Raw genomic sequence first — 14,683 nt, 5'->3', positions numbered from 1 at the left:
CTGCAAGTTAAGGAGATATTTGTAGGAAATAAAATTTCAGGGCTAACAAATTGCAATAAAATAGATACAGGACACAAATTTTTTTGTCTGAACCTTGATTTAAGGATAAATAAGATGTTTCAATAGAATTATTCTAATGAATTTGGCCTTCCGGAGGGTTTTATAGGTAGAGCAGGTGTAGACCTCACAGTGTCTTCCAGACCTGTGAGTGTCTTAGCCAGAACATCAGCAAGAAGCACAATGGCTACGGAAGACTTGATCTACTGGAATGCTTCATTTTAGGGCTTTTCTGCTTCCCCAAAGCACTTACAGGTCTGGAAGGCACTGTGAGGTTTAATCGATAACTGCTTCAATTATTCTAATGAAAATCGCCTTCTGGAAGGTTTTGCTGCTGCTAGTTTATCTGGAGCACATGCACTAAATCTGAAATTGCGTATATTAACACTATGAAAACGAAGGAGAAAATAATTGAGCGAATCAATCAAATTGACGATGAGTCGGTGTTGGAGGAATTGCTGGAGATAATTGATTTGGAGCTAAATCTTTCTGAAGCTACTGTCCAGTTAACTGACGAACAAAAAGCGGCTATAGATGAAGGCATGCACGATCTTGCTCAAGGACGATCATACTCTGATGAGGAGGCCAGGAAAATTGTTAATGAATGGATGGCAAAGAAATAAGATGGTCTCTGAAGGCTATTCAGGACAAAATTGCTATCCTGGATTACTGGATGAACAGGAACAAATCGAAAGCCTATAGCCAGAAGTTGGATAGATTGTTCGACAGGGCATTGAACAGTGCGGCCAGAAATCCGGCATCAGGTAAGAAAACAGATTATAGAAATGTCAGAATCAGAATAGTTAGTCACTACCTTATTTTTTACCTGATCCAGGAAAAGCATATCGAAGTAGTCAGAATTCTGGATTCGCGGAGGAATCTCTCCAGCCTGAACTTATAAGGCAGTGCCTGTTCGGCAGTTTGGCATGCTCCTGCTTTCATAGTCCCCAAAACGCTCACAGGTCCGGAAGACACTGTGAGGTTTAATCGATAGCTGCCTCAATTATTCTAATGAAAATGGCCTCCAGAAGAATTTTGGGCTATAGATTGCCAAGGGTTAGGGCTCGTTAAAAACAGAAAAGGGATACCGAACGGCATCCCTTTTCTGATACTATAACTGCCGGAGCAGCGTGGAATTAAGCTTCTGCTTGTACCTTAGGAAGTACAGATACGAAAGAACGATCTTTTCTTCCTTTTCTGAACTCAACTACGCCATCTACCAGAGCGAACAAAGTATGGTCTTTGCCGATACCTACGTTCTGGCCCGGGTGGTGCGCAGTGCCTCTTTGTCTTACAATGATGTTACCAGCAATGATATCCTGGCCACCATAAATCTTAACACCAAGTCGTTTAGAATGCGATTCGCGACCGTTGTTAGAACTACCAGCTCCTTTTTTGTGTGCCATTTTCTTTAACTATTTAGTTCAGGCTGTTGCCAGACCCGAAAATTTTCGAAACGATTAAATTCTTCTTACTACTTGCTTACCCAATGCTTTCGATCAGGACCTTGGTGAAGTGCTGGCGGTGACCATTCTTCTTTCTGTATCCTTTTCTTCTCTTCTTCTTGAATACGATAACTTTATCGCCTTTCACGTTGCCAAGGATTTTACCGGTAACTTTAATGCCGTCTACGAAAGGGGCACCTAAAGTGATTGTTCCGTTATCATCAGTAAGAAGAACATTGGTGAACTCAACGGCGTCACCATCGTTGCCGGAAAGCTTGCTAGCGTAGATAAACTTGCCGTTTTCTACTTTGGTCTGTTGACCTGCGATTTCTACAATTGCGTACATCAGCTTCAATGTATATTTAAAATTTTAGTCTGCAAAAGTACGGCGCTAATTTTTATTATGCAAACACTTGTGCCTTAATTTGTTTTATGGAAGTTTTCCTCTGTTATACACACCTATGTGGATAACGATGTTGAAATCCACGATAGAAAAATTGAGGCATCTGAAACATGGGTGTAACGATCTGAACAATAGGTGTATAGAGTGATATTTTGAGTTTTGGGTTTTCCACACAGTTGTGTTTTATGCTGGTTTGCTTCTGTTTGCATGCTCGGCAAAACTGCCAAAGCAATTTGTATTTTGGATGGGCCCTGACGGGGTACATTAACCTTTTATTAAATGAATATAGGATTTTTTATAGTTGACTTAACTTTAAAAGTGCAACATCGAGGCATTCATGCATGAATATATAAACAATTATAGATGTTTATAAACCTGTTTATTGGGGTGTAAGAAGCAGTAAATCAATGTGTTGAAAAAGTGTGGAGAAATTGAAAAACTTTAGCCCCCGATTTCAAGTTCTATTCCATATATTTGAACTCCTGATATAGCAGGGTAGCCGAAATGGCAACCATCTATTCCTTTTAAAATCACTAGCGCTCCGAGGCAAGTCGCCTCAAGAGGGGTGCCTTAACTATAAAGCTTACGAGTTTATGGAGCCAATACTAAAAGAAAACCCAAACCGCTTTGTCCTGTTCCCGATACAGCACGATGCCGTTTGGAAGATGTATAAGTTAGCCGAAGCCAGCTTCTGGACAGCAGAGGAGATCGATCTTTCGCAGGATATTAAAGACTGGGAGAACCTGAACGATGGCGAAAGGCACTTTATCAGCCATGTGCTGGCTTTCTTTGCTGCATCAGACGGAATTGTGAACGAGAACCTGGCCGTAAACTTCATGAATGAGGTACAGATACCAGAAGCCCGCTGCTTTTATGGTTTCCAGATTATGATGGAAAACATACACTCTGAGACCTACTCCCTGCTGATAGATACTTATGTAAAAAACCAGAAAGAGAAAGACCACTTGTTTAATGCACTGGAAACCGTGCCGGCCGTTGGTAAAAAAGGAGAGTGGGCCCTGCGCTGGATCGAGAGTGAGAACTTTGCGGAACGCCTGGTTGCTTTCGCTGCTGTAGAAGGCATTTTCTTCTCGGGTTCTTTCTGCTCTATTTTCTGGATGAAGAAGCGTGGCCTGATGCCAGGACTTACCTTCTCGAACGAGTTGATAAGCCGCGACGAAGGTTTGCACTGCGATTTTGCCTGCCTGCTGTACTCGATGCTGGAGAACAAACTGCCTGAGGCGCGGGTGCACGAAATTATACGCGATGCCGTAACTATTGAGCAGGAGTTCGTAACCGATGCGCTGCCGGTAGACCTGATCGGGATGAATGCCAAGCTGATGAGCCAGTACATTGAGTTTGTGGCCGACCGCCTGCTGGGCGAACTGGGCTGCAGCAAAGTATACAACTCCACCAATCCATTCGACTTTATGGAAATGATCTCGCTGCAAGGCAAGACCAACTTCTTCGAGAAACGTGTAGGCGAATACCAGAAAGCTGGTGTAGGTGGCGACAAGGATAAAAAGATGTTCTCGCTCGACGAAGACTTTTAATATATAATAATCTGCAGGCACATTGGGCTTGAGCCATACATTGTGCCTGCAGGTTATCCATAAAAGCTATACAAAGAACCATGCTTTTGCCCAGAGCAGGCATCAGGTTCCAGGCTTCAGATGCCACACCCGTGTCTGACAGGTATCTGCATCTCCGTATATAGCAAAATCATTTTTATTTCCTTATAAACATTTGTACTCCAACGGCTTACGAGGCTTTTCTCGTATGGCTGTGTAAAGTAAACCTCGACTTCTGCTTCGGCAGGAGCTTTATATACACATATACTTATTTGATAACTCGGGCCCTTTACCCCCGCTAAATGTATACGCTATGTTAGTAGTTAAAAGAGACGGCCGTCGCGAATCCGTAAAATTCGATAAAATTACCGCACGCATCGAGAAGCTGTGCTACGCCTTAAACATGGACTATGTGTCGCCGATTGAGGTGGCCAAGAAAGTGATTGACGGCATTTACGATGGAGTAACCACCGTGGAGTTGGATAACCTGGCTGCTGAAACAGCTGCCTCGCTTACCACCAAGCACCCCGATTATGCCGTGCTGGCAGCACGAATTGCTATCTCTAACCTGCACAAGGTTACCAGCAAGTCGTTTTCTAACACCATGAAACGCCTCTACACCTATGTAGATCCGAAAACTGGTGAGAACGCTTCGCTGATCGCAAAAGATGTGTACGAGGTTATCAGGAAGCATGCCGCTACCCTCGACTCTACCATTATTTACGACCGCGATTATAACTACGACTATTTCGGCTACAAAACACTGGAGCGTTCGTACCTGCTGCGCCTGGATGGCAGAATAGTAGAGCGTCCGCAGCACATGCTCATGCGCGTGGCAGTTGGTATTCATAAAGAAGATATTGAATCTGCTATCGAAACCTACAACCTGATGTCGGAGAAGTGGTTTACGCACGCCACGCCAACACTCTTTAATGCCGGAACACCAAAGCCTCAGCTTTCTTCGTGCTTCCTGCTGGCCATGAAAGACGATAGCATTCCGGGTATTTACGACACACTGAAACAGTGCGCACAGATTTCGCAGAGTGCTGGTGGTATTGGCCTGAGCATCCACAATGTGCGTGCGACTGGCTCTTATATTAAAGGCACCAACGGCACCAGCAACGGCATTATACCTATGCTGAAGGTGTTTAACGACACGGCCCGCTACGTAGACCAGGGTGGTGGCAAGCGTAAAGGCGCTTTTGCTATTTACCTGGAGCCCTGGCACGCCGATATCTTCGAATTCCTGGATCTGAAGAAGAACCACGGTAAAGAGGAGAACCGTGCCCGCGATTTGTTCTATGCCCTCTGGACACCAGACTTGTTTATGAAGCGCGTGGAAGAGAACGGCGACTGGAGCCTGTTCTGTCCGCACGAAGCACCAGGCCTCGCCGATTGCTGGGGTGTTGAGTTTGAACGCCTCTACGAAAAATACGAGCGCGAAGGCCGTGCCCGCAAAACTGTGAAAGCACAAGACCTGTGGTTTGCCGTGCTGGAATCGCAGATAGAGACTGGTACTCCTTATATGTTGTATAAAGATGCCGCTAACAGCAAGAGCAACCAGCAGAACCTGGGCACCATTAAGAGCTCTAACCTCTGCACCGAGATTATGGAGTACACCGATGAAAACGAGGTTGCCGTGTGTAACCTGGCATCGCTGGCGCTGCCTCGCTTTGTAAAAGAAGAAAACGGACATAAGGTGTTCGACCACCAGAAGCTGTTTGATGTAACCTACCACGTTACCAAAAACCTGAACAAGGTTATTGACATAAACTATTACCCGGTGCCTGAGGCACGAAACTCGAACATGCGCCACCGCCCTATTGGTTTGGGTGTACAAGGCATGGCCGATACCTTTATTCACCTGCGCATGCCGTTCGAGAGCGAAGAAGCGCGTGGCCTGAACAAAGATATTTTCGAGACGATCTATTTCGCTGCCATGACGGCCTCTAAAGACCTGGCGAAGAAGAATGGTGCTTACGAGTCCTTTAAAGGTTCTCCGCTATCAGAAGGCAGATTCCAGTTCGATATGTGGGGCGTAACACCTGAGTCTGGCCGTTGGGATTGGGAAGAGCTACGCCAGGAAGTTATGGAGCACGGTGTTCGTAACTCGCTGCTGCTGGCACCTATGCCAACTGCTTCTACCGCACAGATTCTGGGTAACAACGAGTCATTTGAGCCTTATACTTCTAACATCTATGTGCGTCGTGTGCTAAGTGGCGAGTTTATGGTCGTAAACAAGCATCTGCTCAAAGACCTGATCGGGCTGGGTATCTGGAACGACAAGATGAAGAATGCCATCATTGCAGCCAACGGCTCGGTACAAGATATTCCGAATATTCCGCAGAACATCAAAGACCTGTACAAAACGGTTTGGGAGATCAGCCAGCGTACAGTAATTGATATGAGTGCCGACCGTGGTGCCTACATCTGCCAGAGCCAGTCGCTGAACCTGCACGTCATGAACGTAAACTTCGGTAAGCTGACCTCCATGCACTTCCACGCCTGGAAAAAAGGATTGAAAACCGGTATGTACTATCTGCGCACCAAAGCCGCCGTAGACGCCATCAAGTTTACAGTAGAGAAACAGGCTGCCGAAACACTATCGCCAGTATACCAGGACCAAAACCAGAATCGAAGCGATATGGCCTGCTCTCTGGATGATCCGGATTCTTGCGAGGCTTGCGGTAGTTAAGCATAAAATAAGAAAAATGAAAAGGGAGGCTAATTAGCCTCCCTTTTCATTTGTAGGAATAATGAAAAATAGGAGATTATTCAATTCGGGTAGACTTAATGACTTGAGTGCAGGGAAAATCCCCCAGACGCTCGCAGGAGCTGCGCACGCTGCGAGGTCTTCGTGTTATAGCTCGTCTTGTTCCAGGAAAGGGGAAATGGTTTTGAAGTCGTTGGCATGCTCCTTGTGCTGCTGCTGATAGGCTTCACGACCACCGAACCACGTTAGCACCTCTTCCCGCTGCAAGGCAGTTTTGCTTTTGGAGAGGATGCTGTGGTAAGACGAGTAAGGCCACGCTTTGAAATCACTGATCAGGCCATGGTGCTGTGGGTTGAAGTGAATGTAGTAGATAAGCCGGGTAAAATAGGCTTCGGAAGTCACTTCTTTTCTGCCAAACCTGTGCTGAAATAAGCGGCCAGCCCGGTCGTAGCGGTTATTGATGGTGTTGGCATAAGCATTAAGCAAATGAGCCAATTGTCGCTGTACACTTATCAGTTTAGCTGAATTCTCCGGTACCGCTTGTAGCTTCAAGGCTTCTTCCTGCTTCACCTGCACCAGAAAATGCACATGGTTAGGCAGCAAACAATAAGCAAACGTATCGACAAATGAGGCCGCATATTTCTTGTACAGCTGCAGAAAGAAATGATAGTTATCCGGGTGCCTGAATAACGTTTCTTTGTTATTGCCCCGGGTGTAAATGTGGTAATACTTGTTTGGCTCTAACGAAACTGACTTTTGCATAAACCTTATACGGTGCAAACGTCGCCACAACCAGAAGACCTCGCAGCGTGCGCAGCTCCTGCGAGTGTCTGGGCCAAACGTTAAAAGCCTCTCCTACTCCCCTACTGGCGCATAATCAACTACAAAGGCATCTTCCAGGATATTGAGTTGCCCCAGCAGCTCCCCAAACTTCTGGTGCTCCGGGTGAGGCAGATACGTGTCGCGGGCGGCTGCATCTTCAAACGTCATCTGGTATACGTGCGTAAAGCCCAGGTTCTTGTTTTCGGGGCTGTCGTTAACACCGTGTTCAAAGACAACAATGCCCGGAATTTTATCTTTTAGTTCGCCAAAGGCTTTGGTTACCTGTTCTATTTGCTCCGGAGTAGCAGAGGGTTTGTACTTAAAAACTACAATGTGTCGCATAGGTTCCTGTTGCGTTTGGTTGCATCCTGAAAATAAAAGGAGCGCCAAGACAGCCAGCGCCAATAGACTTGCATTTGTAAATATTTTCATGCTGCGGATGGTAGGTTAGCTGCAAAGGCATTGTGCTCCTAGTTACTTAAAATTCAGCAGGTTTGCAATACCACATGCGCTCTTCAAGCTTTGAGAGAGAAATTGGCTTCAGTTTTCTTCTTAAACTTAAGAAAACACAGTTTATGAAATCTGGCTGATAAACCTTGCAGTGTTAAATTAATCGAATGAAATACCCCTTCCAAAGGCATTTCTCTAAAAACCTTTCAAGGGTCGGGGCTTGTAAAGGGGGAGGTGCTATAGGTGGTAAGGTGCTTCGGGTTTTTCTAACAACCAGTTCAGGGCCTCCTGCTCCTCTATAAAATCACGAACACGCAGATTAATATCATACGTATGGCCCCTGATAATCATTTCGCGAATGCCATCGCGGTTTGTCTCAGAAAAAGAAGGGAGGCGGGCCAGCCGTAAAAGCGAACTATTCACCAGCCTTGGTATAAACACATCCAGGCTCCACTGCAGATCCTCTGGTGCAATAGATTGCATCAGGCGATCATCGCCTAACCAACTGGTCAGGTAAAAACGTTCTATCAGGTCTAACGATAGCAAATAGGCTTCTCTTAATTCAGCTCCTCTTAAGTGTCCTCGCCAAACAGCTTTGCCCAACTGAGCATTGTTGTCATATTCGAGGCTCACAAAACTGTTCTGGAAATATACTTTCATCATAAGCACTCTAAAAAGTACAAATATAAAAATAAATTAATAGCGTGCTTATAACAATTGCATCTTTGCCAAATATGTTAACATGAAAACCCGCAAAAATACTTAGACAAAGTAGCTTTTGGATTATGTAAAAGCTCAAAATTAATTTATAAGGTAAAGTGCAGGTGGCAAATACTTAATTTTTAATAGGTGCAGTATATATAGTTTTAACTTGATTAAATCTTGGGAGGATGTTTGTGTAAAAGCTGATAAATGTCCTTGTATTTGTTAATGTTTCCTTAAAATGTGCTAATAGGTTTAAACCAATCGTATGGGAACTACTTTATAACGAATGACAAAATAAGCGGGTAGAGCCGAGTTGCCTGCAGCTACAGAACTACTACTGGCGCAGCACTAAAAAGTCTGTTTTCTTAGTAAGTCGGTTCGGAAATTGGTTCTTTGAGCCAGGCCAGCGCCAATGCTTTGCTGCTAAACGATTTGATGACCATTTCGCCTTTTCCGGTTGCTTTCTGGTGAATTTGTTCTACTGCCGTGCGATTAAAAAAATCTTCGGAGGTTAAAGTGGCGTTACGCCGTAGCGAAGAAGCAAGCAGTTGCGGCAGAATCTGCTCCACAAACCACTCCTGATCAGTGGGGCGGATGGCTTTCATTTTACGGTTGTCGCCGAGCCACCTCAACAGCTGATGCTCCTCAACCAGTTGCAGGCATGTAGTAGTAGCTTCTCTAAAATCTTTAGTATTTAGAAAGCCGTTCCAAATCGCTTCTCCTAGTTTATATTCTTCGTCGAAGGTAATGGTGACCACATGGTTTTGAAAGTATACAGTTGACATAGGCAAAAATCTGGTTCATTAACTGCTTAACCTTAAGCTTCAGGATGTGGTGCAGAATAATATGTTAACCCGCGCTAAAAGATGAACAAGGTATTGAGCAGCATATAAGCTGCTACTGAAAGAGCTGCCGGAAAAACAAAACTATAACCTGACCCTTGTGTTTCTATACGAACAGGTATAGGTCATGTTCACAGAAACAGGCAATACGTGCATTTTTAACCGCAAGCAGACAGCAGTCTCTTCTGTCTCTGTAAGCTAACATGGTGTTAACCAACAGAATAGAGTTGCAGAATGAAATACTGCCACATTGGCTTAAGATTTAAATTGTGAGATTAAAAAGGAGTCAAAATGACTGTGAGGTAAAATAAGGTAAATTATCCTGAAAATAATTCTTTATAAATGGCACTTAATTTGCACTGTTATGTTTGAACAAGATAAGAGGTGAAGACATGAAAATGATAAAAGATAAAGAATTTTTACGCAACATCGCACACCACATTAACCTGTTTAATACAATAGGAGGTGGTGTTAGTGAAACCTATGTTAATATTAAAAAGCATAGAAAGGGAGCCGCTATTCAGGTATGGGCTGCTGGTGTAGACTCTAAGTCGTTTAAGATTGTGCTACACAATAACCAGCTCACTATTTTGTCGATGCTGCACAGCAGTGGCGATGCAGAAGTGGCTATTCCGCTCTTTAACAGAACATATATGTTGCCTCCTCAGGTAGATCTTACCCGTATCGAGGCAATTCATAAACATGGTCAGCTACAAATAAAGCTGCCTTACCACGATGCGGCAACGTATCCTAAAGAAATTGAAATTCAACAGCTATAACAGAACAGGGTGCCTCCATCAGGCACCCTGTTCTGTTATATACTACCTTCGTTTCCCGCCTTTCTTAAAATTGCACTGAGTTGCCCTACAAAAACTTCGCTTTTATAATGGTAGTGAGGTAATCATATACTTCCACCCTCTCTTTGTCGAACGAAAACGTGTTGTAGCTATCGGCTGTGGTCTTCATAACACGGCAACCGTTTTCGATCATCATAAAAATCAACTCACGGAGCCGGTAAGGGTGCCCGGCTATGTTCAATACGCAAACGGCATCACTGCTTTCTACCTGCAGAAACATGTGTTCTACATAGCTGGTGTCGGCCATTATTTTTTCATCAGACATAAGTATCAGCAATTTGATTATTATAATAGCAATATTGTACCTATAAAAGTGCCATTTTGCCGGAAAATTGATGTAAACAAGAAAGGCTTTGGCTGCTCTAAAGCGACGTGTGCATAACTGAGTACGTGTGCGACCTCCAACCTTTACCTAAACCGCGGCCCATCAAATTGTGCTAATGAAAACAGCCTCCAAAAGTAAAATGAGCATATTTTGGTCAAGGGGGGCTTTTCTGAGAAGCTAGCGTTGGGGGTGGTCTTTGCGCCAGCCAACTACCAGCAGAATAAGCCAGACAGAGTAGAAGGGTGTAAATACAGCGGCCAGATAAGGATCGATGGTAAAGGCTGCTATAAGTTGAGCGGCAAGAGTAATAGCTGCCCCGGCAAAAGCTATGGTGTAGTAGTTGTTTCGCTTTTTCATACAGTACTACTACGGTGCGTGCCCAGGCTTGGCTACAGGTTGTTTCGGTTAAGGCAGGAGAAGGCGTGGAACGTAAAGACTGGAGCAGGAGGAACTACGGGGAAAGAGGTAAAAAAAATACCCGCTACTAGGGGCGGGTATTCATTAATCTAAATGCCTGGGCTCTTGTTATTTTCTTTTCGAGCACCAACGGCTTGTCATCTTCCTTGGCAATTACCAGGTAGTATTTATTATCTTTATCTTGGTAGTAGATTAGCGTCGTAAGATCTTCGTAACCTATGCTATAGATTTTACGAGGCTCGCCCTTGCCAAACTTAAAATAATCTAAACCAATATTTTTTCTTAATTTCATAATTCAACTACTTAATACTGTTTAAACGCTGTTTGAGGGTTGCATTGTTTCACTATATTAGTAAGTTGCAAATATATTCTTTTAAAAATTACATTACTGATATTCAGAAGTTTATAAAAGTATGCTGATGCTGCTGATATAGTACTTTTGCTATGTGGCTTCTCCTTCTCCTCAAGCGGCCTTTCTTGTTCTACGGAATCAAATGTTTAAACGCTATTTTATTTAATTCAATTTGATAATCAATACTATAGATCCTGTACTGTATAAAATAAGGGTGCTTGCTGAAGTACCTTCTTCTCGCTTATTTCAGCACGATAAGTATGTGAATGAAGGTAGCTGTAGCAACGGTTGCTGCAACATAAAATAGGCTGCTAAGCCGCTTTCTGTGCCGCTTCATGATTTGCTTATATTTCCTGGTTACCTTAAAGCTGTAAGTAAGAAGAAATCTTTATTTCTAACGCCTGATAAATTAACGTAAAGTTTATATCTCAAAAAGGTAGGTGTGCTGAGTCATGAAGCCCATACATCATCCTGAGCTCCTCTGTTTGGAATAGGATGAGGCAGACCGGAAGCAGGTGCCTAAAGTGATGCTTTTTAAATTGTTGCACATATTTGTGACTAAAAGTGCTGGTATTAGCTCCAGTAGAATAGGGCTGGTATAAATAGAAATCTTAATTTTGAGCTGCCTGTCAGGGCCTGTACCATTTATTTGCCCTAATGTATGAAGCCAGATAACGTAGCAAGCAAACCAAAAGCTCCTTACCAGATTCAGGAAATACAAGGTATTGGAGCCATGCTGGAGCAGTTCCACCTGATAGCACAACTAAATCCGGCAATGAGCAAGAGCCGTTATGCGCAGCTTCTGGCGCAAATGCTGCCAAATGGCTACCGCATGGTTGGTGTGTTTGTAGCAGATGCATGTGTGGGCTTATCAGGTTTCTGGATCAATACAAAACTATACAGCGGAAAATACCTGGAAGTAGATAACTTTGTGATAGACGCTACACACCGCTCAGGTGGTTTGGGTAAAGCTCTCTCTGACTGGATGGAGCAGGAGGCGCGCGCGCACCAATGCGACACCATTATGCTGGATGCTTACGTGCCTAACAGTGCTGCGCATAAATTCTACTTTCGTGAAGGGTACCACATAAAGAGTTACCACTTCTACAAAACAATAGCGGCAGATTTGTAAAGTAAGAGCAACTGTTACTGGAGGTGCTGTATTGGTATGAGTTTTGTACAGTTTATGTCCTGCTACAAGTAATAGGAGCAGGTAGTAGTAGCGTTATTTGTATCATTTTACTTATTATAGTTTCATGAATTATCTTAAAAATATACTCTGTCTTGGCTTTTTGCTGCTGGTTATAAGCCTTAAAGTAGAGGCACAGAGCACCTTAGGCCAGCCCCGGCAGTATTTTGTGCAGCTCCGAAACGGAGAGGTAGTGTATGCCAACAAGGTGCAAATCAAATCCCCGATCTTTAAATCAGACTACTTTTTGCTGGACGACAGCCTGCAGTACAACATCGAGATAGTGGATACTTACCAGAACAACCAGGGCTACTTTACCCGAATAGCTCCGGGCAGCAATACCGATGCCTTTGCCAAACGTATCAGCGAAGGGCCACGGTTATCTAAATTTTATTCCACCCGAAATTACTACAACTATGGGGCTTATGGCTACGGAATGGGTATGCCAGGCCACAGCCGGCGGCGCCTGTATTATTTCTCTAAAGACTATGGTCCGTTGTATGAGTACAATTACAACAACCTGCAGCAAGCCCTTTCCGACAATGCTTCCAGCATGGCATTGTTAAAGCAGTACCGCAGAAATAAAATTATTCATACGGGTATGTCTATAGCAGGTGCAGGTGTATTGGCCTATGGTGCTATCTCGTCTGCTAATAGCTCCCAGAACGGTGGAGTGCCCAGTATATCGCCGGCTGTGTATGGTGGTGCCGCTCTTATTGTAACTCCTTTTATTATACAACTCTTCCAGAAAGACAAGCTACAGCAGGCAATGGAAGTTTATAATTACGAAATCAGGAATTAACCGGTTGGGCTGCAACAATAATATGGAGAACTGTGCAGGCACCTGATCTGTGGTTGTGTGGCGGCTGCCTGTGCAGTTCCTGCACCTGAAGGAGGTATTACAGTGAGCGGTCGCAATAGTAGGTTTCTATGAATAGTAGAGGCAGGTAGTATGCTGTTGACAAGGGTACAAGAGAACAAAACTGCCTGGCGCACCCTTGGCTAAATTTTATCTAATATGCGTTGGAAGGCTCTTTTCATTTGAATAATTGGAAACTTGATTATAAAATGAGAGCCCTTACCTACGTTACGCTAACATGAAGAAAACATTTGCAGGTTTAGCTGCACGCGCAGTACAAAAAAGCGCCACCTGGTTTATAAGCGGACTGCTCCTCACCGGAATGGCTTCTTGCGCTACCAGCACAGCTCAGTTTGGGCAGCGCGGCTACACCGAAGAGGGGCAGGCATCGTACTACAGCAAAAAGCTTCAGGGGCGTAAAATGGCAAACGGACAGCCTTACCGGCACAACAAACTTACAGCCGCGCACCGTACGTTGCCGTTTGGCACCAGAGTAAAGGTTACAAACCTCAAATCGAACAAAACTGTGAAAGTGACCATAACAGACCGCGGTCCATTTGTAAAAGGCCGGATAATAGATTTGTCGGGGAGTGCTGCAAATCGGCTAAACTCGGTGCAGGCAGGTGTGGTGCCGGTTAAAGTTAAAGTAGTGCGTGCTGCCAGCCCCAGGTAGTACAACTGTGCCCGCTTTAACTGTTAAAGATGTACCGCACAGCCAAATAGTTGCAGATTTAGGAAATTATATATTTCCTAGAAATGTCCTAATTAGGTTTGTTTTATTCAAAATTTGAATGTAAATTTGAGCATGAACTACGCAGAGAAACTTAATCGATATGTTATGCCAGTGTTGCTGTTGCTGTTAGTTTCGGCATTGGCATCTCCTCTGGCATCTGCCCGGTTAAATACCCCTGCCACCGTAACCTGTAACCTCGAAGCCTGCCACGAGAGACTGGCCACCTGCAGCAAACCTGCTGCTAAGTCGCAACAAAGGTCGGTACTAGATGCAGAAGCATTAGAAAGCCCTATTACTTATTTTAAAGACATGATGGCTTCAGATGCCGACAACGACGATGACAAGGCCACAGCCGCTCCTGCAGCACCTTTGCTTATAGCCGTTAAAGGTTTGGTGGCTACCTTGCTCTCTACCATCATTTAGTAGCTGCTTCGGCACAAATCACTTGTAAGGCCTCTAGAAGGCCTTTTTTTATGCCCCAAAATAGGCTGCCCAGGTTAATCTTCTTTTACAGGAGGGCAGGCAGCCTAAAGCCTCCTCCTGTTAGGTTAAGCTGTTTACTGAGAGTACGCTGCTGTGTCCGGAGTTACCCGTTTACGCATGCATGCGTAAACGGGTAACTCCGGAAATACTCCTTCTGCTGTTAACCTGCGCCCCAACGGCATTCGCTTTCTGTTTCAAAAACTTTTTGGAGCTAAGGGAGTTATTGATGCTGAAAAAAGGGATGCTTGCACGAGCTTTTTTTGGGGAGAGATATACCCTCTTACGAAGTAAAACATAGGATAGCGTAGATTGGTGATGTCTTATTGCTAGGCATCATTTTGCAGGGTATTATCAAAAAACAACGTTCTCACTGCAGGGAGGTGGGTTTATCATCAATGCTGTTTCGAATATCATCTGGAAGGTATTTTTAAAACTGGCAGGAGGTAACAGAAAATCGAGC

The 14,683-nt window shown here is 44.3% G+C and carries 18 protein-coding genes; 9 read left to right on the top strand and 9 right to left on the bottom strand.

Annotated elements, in window-relative coordinates:
• The first annotated feature begins 446 nt into the window (after window positions 1-446).
• Window positions 447-680 carry a hypothetical protein gene (locus FVR03_RS02695; RefSeq protein WP_147920221.1) on the top strand — a complete coding sequence of 78 codons (234 nt, stop codon included), beginning with the start codon at window positions 447-449 and terminating at the stop codon, window positions 678-680.
• On the top strand, window positions 662-958 hold the full coding sequence (locus FVR03_RS25155) for a type II toxin-antitoxin system RelE/ParE family toxin (RefSeq protein WP_147920220.1): 297 nt from the start codon (window positions 662-664) through the stop codon (window positions 956-958). Before FVR03_RS02695 ends, FVR03_RS25155 begins: the two co-directional genes overlap by 19 nt.
• 235 nt (window positions 959-1,193) lie before the next feature.
• Here FVR03_RS25155 and rpmA read toward each other — a convergent pair whose 3' ends face one another.
• Window positions 1,194-1,463: a 50S ribosomal protein L27 gene (rpmA, locus tag FVR03_RS02685; protein ID WP_147920219.1), complete on the bottom strand. Its 270-nt coding sequence runs from the start codon at window positions 1,461-1,463 to the stop codon at window positions 1,194-1,196.
• Window positions 1,464-1,539: 76 nt separating this feature from the next.
• Window positions 1,540-1,848 (bottom strand): 50S ribosomal protein L21, encoded by a 309-nt coding sequence (rplU, locus tag FVR03_RS02680; RefSeq protein WP_147920218.1) that lies wholly within the window; start codon window positions 1,846-1,848, stop codon window positions 1,540-1,542.
• 650 nt (window positions 1,849-2,498) lie between these two features.
• Between rplU and FVR03_RS02675 the strand changes: the two genes are divergently transcribed.
• The gene (locus FVR03_RS02675) at window positions 2,499-3,458 is read left to right on the top strand and encodes a ribonucleoside-diphosphate reductase small subunit (protein WP_147920217.1); all 960 of its coding nucleotides are present in this window, start codon (window positions 2,499-2,501) and stop codon (window positions 3,456-3,458) included.
• Between the two features lie 331 nt (window positions 3,459-3,789).
• Window positions 3,790-6,171: a ribonucleoside-diphosphate reductase subunit alpha gene (locus tag FVR03_RS02670; RefSeq protein WP_147920216.1), complete on the top strand. Its 2,382-nt coding sequence runs from the start codon at window positions 3,790-3,792 to the stop codon at window positions 6,169-6,171.
• Window positions 6,172-6,336: 165 nt separating this feature from the next.
• On the opposite strand, the gene FVR03_RS02665 is transcribed toward FVR03_RS02670, so the two are convergent.
• The 4 genes from FVR03_RS02665 to FVR03_RS02650 form a co-directional block, all read right to left on the bottom strand.
• On the bottom strand, window positions 6,337-6,951 hold the full coding sequence (locus tag FVR03_RS02665) for a transposase (protein WP_147920215.1): 615 nt from the start codon (window positions 6,949-6,951) through the stop codon (window positions 6,337-6,339).
• A 93-nt stretch (window positions 6,952-7,044) separates the two neighbouring features.
• On the bottom strand, window positions 7,045-7,353 hold the full coding sequence (locus FVR03_RS02660; protein WP_187270018.1) for a Dabb family protein: 309 nt from the start codon (window positions 7,351-7,353) through the stop codon (window positions 7,045-7,047).
• 345 nt (window positions 7,354-7,698) lie between these two features.
• Window positions 7,699-8,124: a hypothetical protein gene (locus FVR03_RS02655; protein WP_255474033.1), complete on the bottom strand. Its 426-nt coding sequence runs from the start codon at window positions 8,122-8,124 to the stop codon at window positions 7,699-7,701.
• A gap of 407 nt (window positions 8,125-8,531) precedes the next feature.
• Entirely contained in the window at window positions 8,532-8,951 is a 420-nt protein-coding gene (locus FVR03_RS02650) for an STAS/SEC14 domain-containing protein (RefSeq protein ID WP_147920213.1), read from the bottom strand.
• Between the two features lie 449 nt (window positions 8,952-9,400).
• Here FVR03_RS02650 and FVR03_RS02645 point away from each other — a divergent pair, with 449 nt between their 5' ends.
• Window positions 9,401-9,787, top strand: coding sequence for an Hsp20/alpha crystallin family protein (locus FVR03_RS02645; RefSeq protein ID WP_147920212.1), 387 nt, complete (start codon window positions 9,401-9,403; stop codon window positions 9,785-9,787).
• An 85-nt stretch (window positions 9,788-9,872) separates the two neighbouring features.
• Here the strand turns inward: FVR03_RS02645 and FVR03_RS02640 are convergent, their stop codons facing one another.
• From FVR03_RS02640 to FVR03_RS02630, 3 genes are all read right to left on the bottom strand, one after another.
• The gene (locus tag FVR03_RS02640) at window positions 9,873-10,130 is read right to left on the bottom strand and encodes a hypothetical protein (protein ID WP_147920211.1); all 258 of its coding nucleotides are present in this window, start codon (window positions 10,128-10,130) and stop codon (window positions 9,873-9,875) included.
• A gap of 237 nt (window positions 10,131-10,367) precedes the next feature.
• Window positions 10,368-10,547, bottom strand: a complete 180-nt coding sequence (locus FVR03_RS02635) for a hypothetical protein (RefSeq protein WP_147920210.1) — start codon at window positions 10,545-10,547, stop codon at window positions 10,368-10,370.
• 127 nt (window positions 10,548-10,674) lie between these two features.
• Window positions 10,675-10,899 (bottom strand): hypothetical protein, encoded by a 225-nt coding sequence (locus FVR03_RS02630; RefSeq protein ID WP_147920209.1) that lies wholly within the window; start codon window positions 10,897-10,899, stop codon window positions 10,675-10,677.
• A gap of 721 nt (window positions 10,900-11,620) precedes the next feature.
• Between FVR03_RS02630 and FVR03_RS02625 the strand changes: the two genes are divergently transcribed.
• The 4 genes from FVR03_RS02625 (at window position 11,621) to FVR03_RS02610 (ending at window position 14,163) form a co-directional block, all read left to right on the top strand.
• A complete protein-coding gene (locus FVR03_RS02625) occupies window positions 11,621-12,091 on the top strand; it encodes a GNAT family N-acetyltransferase (RefSeq protein WP_147920208.1) in 471 nt (156 codons plus the stop codon).
• Between the two features lie 124 nt (window positions 12,092-12,215).
• Window positions 12,216-12,950 carry a hypothetical protein gene (locus tag FVR03_RS02620; RefSeq protein WP_147920207.1) on the top strand — a complete coding sequence of 245 codons (735 nt, stop codon included), beginning with the start codon at window positions 12,216-12,218 and terminating at the stop codon, window positions 12,948-12,950.
• A 295-nt stretch (window positions 12,951-13,245) separates the two neighbouring features.
• Complete coding sequence (locus tag FVR03_RS02615) at window positions 13,246-13,680, top strand: septal ring lytic transglycosylase RlpA family protein (protein WP_147920206.1); 435 nt, start codon at window positions 13,246-13,248, stop codon at window positions 13,678-13,680.
• A 132-nt stretch (window positions 13,681-13,812) separates the two neighbouring features.
• The gene (locus FVR03_RS02610) at window positions 13,813-14,163 is read left to right on the top strand and encodes a hypothetical protein (protein WP_147920205.1); all 351 of its coding nucleotides are present in this window, start codon (window positions 13,813-13,815) and stop codon (window positions 14,161-14,163) included.
• Window positions 14,164-14,683: the final 520 nt, after the last annotated feature.

Source organism: Pontibacter qinzhouensis (assembly GCF_008017455.1).
In the GTDB taxonomy this organism is placed as follows: Bacteria; Bacteroidota; Bacteroidia; order Cytophagales; family Hymenobacteraceae; genus Pontibacter; species Pontibacter qinzhouensis.
The sequence above is the reverse complement of the archived record's forward strand: the minus strand, read 5'-3'. Positions and strand labels throughout refer to the sequence as shown.

Excerpts from the sequence above, each read along its gene's own strand:
- FVR03_RS02695 (WP_147920221.1), top strand. The coding sequence starts at position 447 with ATGAAAACGAAGGAGAAAATAATTGAGCGAATCAATCAAATTGACGAT.
- FVR03_RS25155 (WP_147920220.1), top strand. The coding sequence starts at position 662 with ATGGATGGCAAAGAAATAAGATGGTCTCTGAAGGCTATTCAGGACAAA.
- rpmA (WP_147920219.1), bottom strand. The coding sequence starts at position 1,463 with ATGGCACACAAAAAAGGAGCTGGTAGTTCTAACAACGGTCGCGAATCG.
- rplU (WP_147920218.1), bottom strand. The coding sequence starts at position 1,848 with ATGTACGCAATTGTAGAAATCGCAGGTCAACAGACCAAAGTAGAAAAC.
- FVR03_RS02675 (WP_147920217.1), top strand. The coding sequence starts at position 2,499 with ATGGAGCCAATACTAAAAGAAAACCCAAACCGCTTTGTCCTGTTCCCG.
- FVR03_RS02670 (WP_147920216.1), top strand. The coding sequence starts at position 3,790 with ATGTTAGTAGTTAAAAGAGACGGCCGTCGCGAATCCGTAAAATTCGAT.
- FVR03_RS02665 (WP_147920215.1), bottom strand. The coding sequence starts at position 6,951 with ATGCAAAAGTCAGTTTCGTTAGAGCCAAACAAGTATTACCACATTTAC.
- FVR03_RS02660 (WP_187270018.1), bottom strand. The coding sequence starts at position 7,353 with ATGCGACACATTGTAGTTTTTAAGTACAAACCCTCTGCTACTCCGGAG.
- FVR03_RS02655 (WP_255474033.1), bottom strand. The coding sequence starts at position 8,124 with ATGATGAAAGTATATTTCCAGAACAGTTTTGTGAGCCTCGAATATGAC.
- FVR03_RS02650 (WP_147920213.1), bottom strand. The coding sequence starts at position 8,951 with ATGTCAACTGTATACTTTCAAAACCATGTGGTCACCATTACCTTCGAC.
- FVR03_RS02645 (WP_147920212.1), top strand. The coding sequence starts at position 9,401 with ATGAAAATGATAAAAGATAAAGAATTTTTACGCAACATCGCACACCAC.
- FVR03_RS02640 (WP_147920211.1), bottom strand. The coding sequence starts at position 10,130 with ATGTCTGATGAAAAAATAATGGCCGACACCAGCTATGTAGAACACATG.
- FVR03_RS02635 (WP_147920210.1), bottom strand. The coding sequence starts at position 10,547 with ATGAAAAAGCGAAACAACTACTACACCATAGCTTTTGCCGGGGCAGCT.
- FVR03_RS02630 (WP_147920209.1), bottom strand. The coding sequence starts at position 10,899 with ATGAAATTAAGAAAAAATATTGGTTTAGATTATTTTAAGTTTGGCAAG.
- FVR03_RS02625 (WP_147920208.1), top strand. The coding sequence starts at position 11,621 with ATGAAGCCAGATAACGTAGCAAGCAAACCAAAAGCTCCTTACCAGATT.
- FVR03_RS02620 (WP_147920207.1), top strand. The coding sequence starts at position 12,216 with ATGAATTATCTTAAAAATATACTCTGTCTTGGCTTTTTGCTGCTGGTT.
- FVR03_RS02615 (WP_147920206.1), top strand. The coding sequence starts at position 13,246 with ATGAAGAAAACATTTGCAGGTTTAGCTGCACGCGCAGTACAAAAAAGC.
- FVR03_RS02610 (WP_147920205.1), top strand. The coding sequence starts at position 13,813 with ATGAACTACGCAGAGAAACTTAATCGATATGTTATGCCAGTGTTGCTG.